This window comes from Pigmentiphaga sp. (assembly GCF_019689535.1).
In the GTDB taxonomy this organism is placed as follows: domain Bacteria; phylum Pseudomonadota; class Gammaproteobacteria; order Burkholderiales; family Burkholderiaceae_B; genus Pigmentiphaga.
In genome coordinates this window covers 1-3,059 of the sequence record NZ_JADGHH010000293.1, presented here as the reverse complement: position 1 = coordinate 3,059, position 3,059 = coordinate 1, and the positions used below count along the sequence as shown (strand labels likewise).

The 3,059-nt window shown below is 64.9% G+C and carries 2 protein-coding genes; both read left to right on the top strand.

What is annotated here, in order from left to right; genetic code table 11:
* The first annotated feature begins 340 nt into the window (after positions 1-340).
* The gene (locus tag IRZ12_RS16825) at positions 341-1,447 is read left to right on the top strand and encodes an efflux RND transporter periplasmic adaptor subunit (RefSeq protein WP_296471007.1); all 1,107 of its coding nucleotides are present in this window, start codon (positions 341-343) and stop codon (positions 1,445-1,447) included.
* Positions 1,448-1,465: 18 nt separating this feature from the next.
* Positions 1,466-3,059 (top strand): efflux RND transporter permease subunit (locus tag IRZ12_RS16820; protein WP_296471004.1); only part of this gene is annotated, 1,594 nt, incomplete at its 3' end.

The window sequence follows — 3,059 nt, the reverse complement described above, 5'->3', positions numbered from 1 at the left end:
CGTTGGCCGCCGCCGGGCGCCGGCGTGTCTACTGCCTGCCGTTGACCCCGGAACGGGTACTGCGCGCGTTGGGCGCGTTGGAATAGTCGGGTTTGTACTAGGGGTGGACCGTCGCCGGGCGGGCGGTCCGGGCCTCGCTCCTTGGCGTCGTTTTCCGGGAACTCCGCCGGGCGGATTAAGGGTCTACCCGAGGGGCCGGCGACCGGCGGCGCGAGTTGTGGGAGAAACCCGCCATTTCCCTGATTTTTTCTTTGATTGGCAGGCGCGGCATAGCCGCAAGCGCCCTGGTCCGATGTTACAGTGCGCGATACGCCTCGTTGTCCATTGTCTGCAGGTCAGCATGAAGATTTCCGCTCCGTTCGTCGCTGTCCTTGCCCTGGTCGTCGGGGCCGGGATTGGCTATTTGTCCCCGCGCTTTTTGGCCGATGGCGGACCTGCGGGGGCGCCTGGCGCCGCTGCGCCCGCCAAGTCCGACAGCGCTAAAGCGTCGCCGGCCGTGGTCGTGGAGGTCCAGAAGGTGGTCCAGCGGCCCTTCGAGCGGGGCATCACGGCGGTGGGCAGCCTTCGGTCTGACGAATCCGTCACCCTGCGGCCGGAAGTGGCAGGCCGCATCAGCCAGATCCTGTTCAAGGAAGGGCAGCAGGTACGCAAAGGGCAGGTGCTAGTGAAGCTGGACGACTCCGTGCCTCGCGCCGAGTTCGAACAGGCGCGGGCCAATTACACGCTAGCCAAGAGCAATTACGACCGTGCCGTCGAGTTGCAGCAAAAGGGATTCATCAGCAAGCAGGCCAAGGACGAAGCCGACCACGCCATGAAGGTGCAGCAAGCCGCGATGGTGCTGGCGCAAGTCCGCCTGGACAAAAACGAGATCCGCGCGCCGTTCGACGGCGTGGTCGGATTGCGCAACGTTTCTATCGGCGACTACGTCGGCGTCGGGCAGGACCTGGTGGCGGTGGAGGCCATCGATCCGCTCAAGGTCGATTTCCGCATCCCCGAAATCTACCTGCCCCAAATTCGCACCGGGCAGACCCTGGAGATCGCGCTCGACGCCATCCCCGACAAGACGTTTACCGGCACCGTCTATGCCATCAGCCCACAGATCGACCCGGCGGGGCGCTCCATCGTCATGCGGGCCCAGGTCAAGAACCCCGGCGGGCAGCTGCGCCCCGGCATGTTCGCGCGCGTGCGGCTGCTGCTCGACAAGCCGACGTACGCGTTGGCCGTGCCTGAAGCGGCGCTGGTGCCGGTCGGGGACGATTTGTTCGTCTTCAGGGTGAAGGAAGGACGCGCCGAGCGTGTACAGGTGGAAGTGGGGCAGCGGCGCGACGCCTACGCGGAAATCACGTCCGGTCTGGCCGAGGGCGATGTGATCGTCGTGGCCGGCACCCAGAAGTTGCGCGACGGGGCGGCCGTGAAGGTGCTCGGTACCGCGGCATCTGCTCTCTGAGTTCGAGGCGGCAGCATCATGGTCCTGTCCGAAGTCTGCATCAAGCGTCCGGTTTTCGCCTCGGTCCTGTCGCTGCTGATCGTGCTCGTGGGCTTGATCTCGTATTCGCGCCTCGCGGTGCGCGAATATCCGCAGATCGACGAGCCGGTCATCTCCGTCAGCACCGTGTACAAGGGCGCCTCCGCCGAGGTCATCGAGTCCCAGGTCACCAAGCCGCTCGAAGATTCGCTCTCGGGCATCGAGGGCGTGGAGGTCATGACCTCCACCAGCCGTTCGGAACGCAGCAACATCAACGTGCGCTTCCGGCTCACGATATCGCCCGATGCCGCCGCGGCAGACGTGCGGGACAAGGTGGCGCGCGTGCGCGGCAGGCTGCCCGACGAAATCGACGAACCCATCATCGCCAAGGTCGAGGCTGACTCGCAGCCCGTCATCTTCCTTGCCGTGGAATCGGGTTCGCTTTCGCCGATGGAAGCGTCCGACTACATCAACCGCTTCATCAAGCCGCGGCTTTCGGTGCTCCCGGGCGCGGCCGAGGTGCGCGTGTTCGGCGAGCGGCTGCCCGCCATGCGCATCAACGTCGACCGCTCCAAGCTGGCGGCCTACCGGCTCACCGTGCAAGACGTCGAAGATGCACTGCGCAAGCAGAACGTGGAAATCCCATCCGGACGCATCGAATCACGGTCGCGGGAGTTCTCCGTCGTCGCCGCGACCAACTTGCGCACCAAGGAGCAGTTCGAGGACGTCATCATCGCCAACGTGGGCGGCTACAACGTGCGCATCCGCGATGTCGCCACCGTCGGGCTGGGACCAGTGGACGAGCGTGTCACCTCCCGCTTCAACGGCAAGCCGGCGCTCAACATCGGGATTATCAAGCAGTCCACGGCCAACCCGCTGGATTTGTCCAAGGCGGTGCGGGCCGAGATGGAAGAGCTGAATGCCACGCTGCCGTACGGCATGAAGTTGAACATGGCCTACGATACCTCGGTGTTCATCGAGAAATCCATCGAGTCGGTATTCCGGACGATCGTCGAGGCCATCATCCTGGTCGTGCTGGTCATCTTCCTGTTCCTGCGCAACCTGCGGGCCAGCGTCATTCCCATCGTCACCATCCCGGTGTCGCTGATCGGCGCCTGTACGCTGATGTACGCCTTCGGCTTTTCCGTCAACACGCTGACGCTGCTGGCCATGGTGTTGGCAATCGGCTTGGTGGTGGACGACGCCATCGTGGTGCTGGAGAACATCTACCGCCACATCGAGGAAGGCAAGTCGCGCTTGCAGGCAGCGCTGCTCGGGTCGCGCGAGATCGGTTTCGCCGTGGTGGCGATGACCTTGACCCTGGTCACGGTGTACGCGCCGCTCGCGTTTGCCACGGGACGCACCGGCCGGCTGTTCATCGAGTTTGCGCTCGCCCTGGCAGGCGCCGTGCTGGTGTCCGGCTTCGTCGCCCTGACACTTACCCCGATGATGTGTTCGCTGATGCTGCGCCACCAGAGCTCGCACGGCCGGGTCTACAACTTCATCGAAGCCTGCCTGAACGGCTTGACCCGGGGCTACCAGCGGGCGCTGGGCTTCGCGCTCGCGCACCGGGCTTGGGTGGTGGTGCTGGGGC